The organism is Streptosporangium sp. NPDC049248, assembly GCF_040678965.1.
Taxonomy (GTDB): Bacteria; Actinomycetota; Actinomycetes; order Streptosporangiales; family Streptosporangiaceae; genus Streptosporangium; species Streptosporangium fukuiense.
In genome coordinates, this window is sequence record NZ_JBFAQY010000032.1 from 116,066 (window position 1) to 122,065 (window position 6,000).

General features: G+C 69.2%; 10 protein-coding genes. 8 read left to right on the forward strand and 2 right to left on the reverse strand.

The annotated features are described in order from the left end of the window. Positions 1-56: 56 nt before the first annotated feature. From AB0K21_RS37700 to AB0K21_RS37710, 3 genes are all read left to right on the forward strand, one after another. Positions 57-1,709: a sensor histidine kinase gene (locus tag AB0K21_RS37700; RefSeq protein WP_364156904.1), complete on the forward strand. Its 1,653-nt coding sequence runs from the start codon at positions 57-59 to the stop codon at positions 1,707-1,709. Next, positions 1,709-2,380, forward strand: coding sequence for a response regulator (locus tag AB0K21_RS37705; RefSeq protein WP_364156907.1), 672 nt, complete (start codon positions 1,709-1,711; stop codon positions 2,378-2,380). Before AB0K21_RS37700 ends, AB0K21_RS37705 begins: the two co-directional genes overlap by 1 nt. 82 nt (positions 2,381-2,462) lie before the next feature. Then, positions 2,463-2,807 (forward strand): anti-sigma factor antagonist, encoded by a 345-nt coding sequence (locus tag AB0K21_RS37710; RefSeq protein ID WP_343960985.1) that lies wholly within the window; start codon positions 2,463-2,465, stop codon positions 2,805-2,807. Here the strand turns inward: AB0K21_RS37710 and AB0K21_RS37715 are convergent, their stop codons facing one another. Then, a complete protein-coding gene (locus tag AB0K21_RS37715; RefSeq protein WP_343960983.1) occupies positions 2,808-3,035 on the reverse strand; it encodes an HGxxPAAW family protein in 228 nt (75 codons plus the stop codon). Positions 3,036-3,057: 22 nt separating this feature from the next. Continuing rightward, positions 3,058-3,495, reverse strand: a complete 438-nt coding sequence (locus tag AB0K21_RS37720; protein WP_350927371.1) for a MarR family transcriptional regulator — start codon at positions 3,493-3,495, stop codon at positions 3,058-3,060. A gap of 88 nt (positions 3,496-3,583) precedes the next feature. Between AB0K21_RS37720 and AB0K21_RS37725 the strand changes: the two genes are divergently transcribed. The 5 genes from AB0K21_RS37725 to AB0K21_RS37745 all read left to right on the forward strand — a co-directional run. Further along, entirely contained in the window at positions 3,584-3,766 is a 183-nt protein-coding gene (locus tag AB0K21_RS37725) for a hypothetical protein (protein ID WP_343960978.1), read from the forward strand. Between the two features lie 221 nt (positions 3,767-3,987). After that, positions 3,988-4,185, forward strand: coding sequence for a DUF5302 domain-containing protein (locus AB0K21_RS37730; protein WP_343960976.1), 198 nt, complete (start codon positions 3,988-3,990; stop codon positions 4,183-4,185). A gap of 119 nt (positions 4,186-4,304) precedes the next feature. Next, positions 4,305-4,748 (forward strand): type II toxin-antitoxin system PemK/MazF family toxin, encoded by a 444-nt coding sequence (locus tag AB0K21_RS37735; RefSeq protein ID WP_343960974.1) that lies wholly within the window; start codon positions 4,305-4,307, stop codon positions 4,746-4,748. A 64-nt stretch (positions 4,749-4,812) separates the two neighbouring features. Further along, positions 4,813-5,355 carry an RNA 2'-phosphotransferase gene (locus AB0K21_RS37740; RefSeq protein WP_343960971.1) on the forward strand — a complete coding sequence of 181 codons (543 nt, stop codon included), beginning with the start codon at positions 4,813-4,815 and terminating at the stop codon, positions 5,353-5,355. 208 nt (positions 5,356-5,563) lie between these two features. After that, positions 5,564-6,000: DeoR/GlpR family DNA-binding transcription regulator (locus tag AB0K21_RS37745; RefSeq protein ID WP_364156914.1), on the forward strand; the 437-nt coding region annotated here is incomplete at its 3' end.

Below are 6,000 nucleotides of genomic sequence, written 5' to 3' on the forward strand. Positions count from 1 at the left end.
TCGAGCGACTATCCGTCGACGCTGTGATCTAAGTCACCATTGCGTACATTTCGTTCGTGAACTTGCGGGAGCTTTCCAGACAGGTGCGTGGCTGGAGCCTGGCCAGGCAGATGCTGGCGCTGCAGATCGTCGTCGTGGGCGTCACCGTGATCGGTGGTGCGCTGCTCGCCTTCCTGCAGATGCGCGACCTGCTCGTCGAGGAGGCCGTCGGCACCGCCAGAGCGGTGACGGTCAGCGTGGCCGACTCCCCCTCCGTCCTCGCCTCCCTGGGCGACTCGACGGCCCTGCAGCCGTACGCGGAACGGGTGAGGCGGGAGACCGGGGTCGACTTCATCACGATCATGAGCCTGGACGGCGTGCGCTACACGCATCCCAACCCGGCCCAGATCGGCCACCGCTTCCTCGGCAACACCGCACCCGCCCTGGCCGGGCAGGTCTTCACCGAGACCTACACCGGCACCCTCGGCCCCTCGGTCCGCGCCGTCGCCCCGGTCCGTGATGACCGCGGCCGGGTGAGGGCCCTGGTCAGCGCGGGCATCACGATCAACAAGATCAGCGTCAGGCTCCGCGGCCAGATCGCCGGCGCCGCGCTGATCGGCCTGCTCGGCCTGTCCCTCGGCGGGGTGGGCACCTACCTGGTCGGGGCCCGGCTACGCCGCCAGACCCACGGCATGGGCCCCACCGAGCTGAGCCGGATGTACGAGTACCACGACGCGATCCTGCACGCCGTACGGGAGGGGCTGCTGCTCGTCGACGACGCGGGCAGGGTGACGCTCTGCAACGACGGCGCCCGGGAGCTCCTGGGCCTCGCGGGCGAGGTGAACGGACGGCACGTCACCGAGCTGGGCCTTCCCACCGCACTGGGCGAGCGGCTCTCGACGGCCGAGAACCGCACCGACGAGATCCATATGACCGGGGAGCGGACGCTGGTGGTGAACGCGGCGGTGGTCCGCTCAGGCAACCGCTCGCTCGGCACCGTGGTCACCCTCCGCGACCACACCGAGCTGCAGTCCCTGGCCGGGCAGCTGGACGCCGAGCGCGGCTTCGCCGACTCCCTGCGGGCCGCCGCGCACGAGTCGGCCAACCGGCTTCACACGGTCATCACCCTCGTCGAGCTTGGCCGCGCCGAGCAGGCCGTGGCGTTCGCGACCGCGGAGATCAGGGCCGCACAGCAGCTCACCGACCGGGTGGTGGGCGCCGTACGCGAACCCGTGCTCGCCGCGCTGCTGCTGGGCAAGAGCGCCGAGGCCGGGGAACGGGGGGTGGAGCTGGCGATCACCGCGGACAGCGAGCTCGACGACCTCGGCCTGGACACCCGCGATCTGGTGACGATCGTCGGCAACCTGATAGACAACGCGGCCGAAGCCGCCACGGCGGGAACCCCTCCCGCCCGGGTGGAGGTGCGGCTGCGCGCCGACGAGACGGCCTTCGTGATCAGCGTGGCCGACAGCGGCCCGGGGCTCGACCCCGCGACGGCGGGCGAGGCCTTCCGCAGGGGATGGACCACCAAGGGCGACGGCCGCGGCCTCGGGCTGGCCATGGTCGGCCAGGCGGTCCGCCGCCTGGGCGGAACGATCGAGGTCGGTCACCCGGTACGACCGCCCCATGCGACGGGGACGGCCCGTACCATCCTGGAGAGCACCGTCCTGGAGAGCGGGGCGGGCGCGGTGTTCACCGTACGGCTGCCGCTGCGCGGAAAGGAAATGTGATGATCTCGGTACTGGTGGTCGAGGACGAGGAGATCACCGCCGAGGCGAACCGGGTCTTCGTGGAGCGGGTGCCCGGCTTCCGGGTGGCGGGGGTGGCCAGATCCGGCGGGGAGGCACTGCGCTTCCTACGGCACCACCCGGTCGAGCTGATCCTGCTCGACCTCTACCTGCCCGACGTGCACGGTCTTGAGGTGTGCCGGACGCTGCGGGCGGCGGGCGTGATGTCGGACGTCATAGCGGTCACCTCCGCACGGGACCTGTCGGTGGTCAGGTCCGCGGTCTCCGTCGGTGTGGCCCAGTATCTGCTCAAGCCGTTCACCTTCGCCTCGCTCAAGGAGAAGCTCACCCACTACGCGGAGTTCCGCTCCTCGGTGGAGGGCCTGGGAGAGGCCAGCGGCCAAGGCGAGGTGGACCGCACCCTGGCGGCGCTGCGGGGTCCGGCGCAGAGCCTCCTGCCCAAGGGGATGACCCAGGCCACTCTCGACGCCGTGCTGGCGGAGCTACGCAAATCTCCCGGCGGCCTGTCGGCCCAGACCACCGGGGCTGCGATCGGCGTCTCCCGGGTGACCGCCCGCCGCTACCTGGAGCATCTGACGGAGAGCGGAATCACCCGCCGGGTTCCCCAGTACGGTGGGGTCGGACGGCCCGAGCTGCTCTACCGGGTCGTTTGACGCCCTCCGGGAGCACGGCGGCGCCGGACCTGGTAGGAAAAAGGACAGCCCGCCCTGCCACCTGCGGGCAAAGGAGCCAGCCATGACCTTTTTCACGGCCTCATCGAACCTGTTCGGGACGGTGTTCGTCGTCCAGGTGCTCGGAGAGCTCGACTACCGGCACGCCCCTGTCCTCCGCCTGGAGATGGAGAACGCCTGGGAGGTCGAAGCGCCTTCTCTGATCGTGGCCGATGTCACGGGGCTCACCTTCTGCGACTCCACCGGGGTCGCGGAGCTGATCCTGGTGCTCCAGCGGAGTCGCGCTCTGGGTGTCCGTCTTGCGCTCGTCGGCGTGCACGGCACCCTGGAGCGCATTCTCGCCATCACCGGCCTGCGCCCCTCCTTCGAGGTCTTCACCTCTGTCGAGGAGGCGCTGCAGGAGGTCTGATCAGCTGTTGCCGTTGTCCAGCGGCACCCGAGGGGCGTCGATGATGACATCCGAGAAGATGTCGACCGCCAGAGCGACCACTCCACCGATCGCGACGATCCCGGTCCCGATCCAGAAGAGCATCCAGTTGGGGCCGAGGCACAGGGCCACGCCTCCCACGGTGAACCCCAGCAGAATGATGATCACCGCAAGCCAAGACTTGGGACTTCCTCCGTGGCTTCCAGCCATGAGCCTTTCCTCTCCACATGAATCAGTGATGCGCGCCGTCCGCCGCGGCGATCACCCGGTTCAGCGACCGGTGGAGCTCCTGGAGCTCCTCCAGGTTCATTCCCAGACGCCTGACGATCGCCGGCGGAACCTTCTCCGCCTCGTCCCGCAGCCCTCGGCCCTCCGGCGTGAGCGAGACTGCCAGGACACGCTGGTCCTGGCCGTCACGCTGCCTCCGGATGTAGCCAACGGCCTCGAGACGCTTCAGCAGCGGGGACAGCGTACCGGGGTCGAGTCTCAGTAGCTTGCTCAGCTCCTTGACCGACAGCGGCGCCTGCTCCCAGAGGGCGAGCATGACCAAATACTGGGGGTGGGTCAGCCCCATCGGCTCCAGCAGCGGCCGGTAGACCCCGATGACGTTGCGCGAGGCGACCGCCAGGGCGAAACACACCTGGCTCTCCAGACTTAGCGGATCAGTCATGTCACTCACACGCACCTCCACCCGACATAGTACGATAATTAATACACAAACTATTATCGCCCCAAGCATCGGCGAGCAAAGGATCCCCATGTTTCACAGCAAGTCGATCGAGGAGCGGATCGCCGAGCGCCAGGCCACGCGACCCGCGCTCAAGGAGGGCCGTAACTTCGAGCACGGCCCGGCGAAGTTCGTCTTCATCTTCGTGATCGTCTTCGTGGTCGTCGGCCACCTCGCCGGACTGCTGCTGCTGATGGCCATGGACCTGAACTAGAGGGAGTGCCCCCTCCCCGGTCACCACACGTCCCGGCCGCCGCCGAAGGCACCGCCGCGGGCGCCGTCGCGAGCACCGTCGGCGACCGGCCCTCGCGGCCAGGCCCGCGACGCGTTCCGGCCAGCCGGATCCATGTTCGAAACATGAGAGGATGAGGTCCGGTTGGCCAGGGTGGGACCGTCCGCCCGGATCAGCCGGATCGGCCAGATCAGGAGGTCTGCATGTCTGACGTCACGCCGGAGGAGCCGGAGAGTTCCGACGACGAACTGAAGCGTAAGTTCCGCGAGGCCCTGGAGCGCAAGAAGCTCGCCCAGGCGGACGCGAACGCCGGGGGCAAGGGGAAGAACGCCTCGAAGATCCACGGTGCTCACGGCCCGGCTGCGGCCAAGCGCTCCTTCCGCCGCAAGAGTGGCGGCTGAGCCGCGCACCCGAACCGGGTCCGGATGCCCCGGACCGATCGCCGCCCGGCTGGCGTCCGGCCAGCGGGCGGCACCGCCCCCCTTTGAAAGGCGCCGTGTGCCTGCAATAGGCTGCGTCTGTGCGTGATCTTGGCGAGGACCCCCGACCGGTTCGAGGCGCGGTCAGCGAGGTCTACCGTGTCGACCGGGCGGCGACCCTGAACTACTCCCCCGACCTCGACGGGCTCGCCGACCCCGGCGAGATCGTCTGGGCCTGGGTCCCCTACGAGGAGGACCCGAACCGCGGCAAGGACCGGCCGCTGCTGGTCGTCGGCCGCCACGGGCACAAGCTGCTCGCGCTGATGCTGTCCAGCCGAGGTGGCAACGGCGATCCGAGCGACTGGCTGGAGCTCGGCCCCGGCCGCTGGGACCGGGAGAACCGCGTCTCCTACCTGCGTCTCGACCGGATCTTCGCTCTCGACGAGGACGACATCCGGCGGGAGGGCTCCGTCCTCGACGCCGAGCGCTTCGCCCGCGTGGCCGCTGTGCTCAAGCGCACCCACGGCTGGGCCGCCGACGGCTGAGGCCGGGAGACACCCCACGCGAACCCGCCGAAAAGCGGCGGGCGAGTCAGCATCCTGTTGTTCCATGGACAACAAACGACTGGTTCGAGTCTCCAAATATCTCTCCGCGCATCTCCGGCACCAGCCCGAGCGCATCGGGCTGGTCCTCGACCCGCAGGGGTGGGCGGACATCGACGCCCTGCTCGCCGCCGCCGCGCGGCACGGCTTGGTGATCACCCGCGACGAGCTCGCGCAGGTGGTCGCGGGCAACGACAAGCGGCGCTTCACCATCGAGGGTGACCGGATCCGCGCCAACCAGGGCCACTCGGTCGAGGTCGCCCTGGACCTTCCCGCGGTCGAGCCGCCCGAGGTCCTGTTCCACGGAACGGTGGGCTCACGCGTGGCCGCCATCAGGAAGGACGGCCTGCGGCCGATGACCCGGCACGCGGTGCACCTCTCCCCCGATCGGGAAACCGCGACCCGGGTGGGTGCGCGCCGGGGCAGGCCGGTCGTGCTGGTCGTCCGCTCAGGTGAGATGCACCGGGCGGGTCACGAGTTCCAGGTCAGTGCCAACGGCGTCTGGCTGACCGCCCACGTGCCGTCCGCCCACATCTCGTTTCCCGGCTGAGGGACCTCCCACGGCGAGGGGCACCGTTTCCAGCGCACCCCAAAGATCTCGGGCGTCCGTACCCTCCGGCCATGTGTGCCCGCACTCCAGGTAAACACCTAGGTTTTTCGTGCTCGACTCAGCCTGACGGAAGCCAACCATTGACCTTCCAACATATTCGGGTGTAAATAAAGCTGAAACAACATGGAAACGGCGGTGAATCAACAGCATGTACGCCGAGGAGCGGCAGCAGGAGATCCTGCGCCGAGCGCGAACCATCGGACGTGTGGACGTGGTGACGCTCTCGGAGGAGTTCGCCGTCACCACCGAGACGATCCGCCGGGACCTGACCGCACTGGAACGCTCGGGGGTGCTGCGGCGCGTGCACGGCGGGGCGATCCCGGTCGAGCGCCTCGGTTTCGAACCCGAGCTGGCCGCCCGCGACGAGGTGATGATCGCGGAGAAGGAGTGCATCGCCAAGGCGGCGCTGGCCGAGCTTCCCGAGGACGGCGCGATCATCATCGACGCCGGCTCGACAACCGGAAGGCTCGCACAGGCGCTGCCGACCGACCGGGAGCTGACCGTGATCGTGAACTCCCCGCCGCTGGCCACCGCGCTGGCCACCCGCGCGAACCTGACGGTGTTCATGCTGGGGGGGCGGGTGCG

Coding starts and splice junctions, on each gene's coding strand:
- AB0K21_RS37725 (WP_343960978.1), top strand. CDS start 3,584: ATGTTTCACAGCAAGTCGATCGAGGAGCGGATCGCCGAGCGCCAGGCC.
- AB0K21_RS37730 (WP_343960976.1), top strand. CDS start 3,988: ATGTCTGACGTCACGCCGGAGGAGCCGGAGAGTTCCGACGACGAACTG.
- AB0K21_RS37740 (WP_343960971.1), top strand. CDS start 4,813: ATGGACAACAAACGACTGGTTCGAGTCTCCAAATATCTCTCCGCGCAT.
- AB0K21_RS37720 (WP_350927371.1), bottom strand. CDS start 3,495: ATGACTGATCCGCTAAGTCTGGAGAGCCAGGTGTGTTTCGCCCTGGCG.
- AB0K21_RS37715 (WP_343960983.1), bottom strand. CDS start 3,035: ATGGCTGGAAGCCACGGAGGAAGTCCCAAGTCTTGGCTTGCGGTGATC.
- AB0K21_RS37705 (WP_364156907.1), top strand. CDS start 1,709: ATGATCTCGGTACTGGTGGTCGAGGACGAGGAGATCACCGCCGAGGCG.
- AB0K21_RS37710 (WP_343960985.1), top strand. CDS start 2,463: ATGACCTTTTTCACGGCCTCATCGAACCTGTTCGGGACGGTGTTCGTC.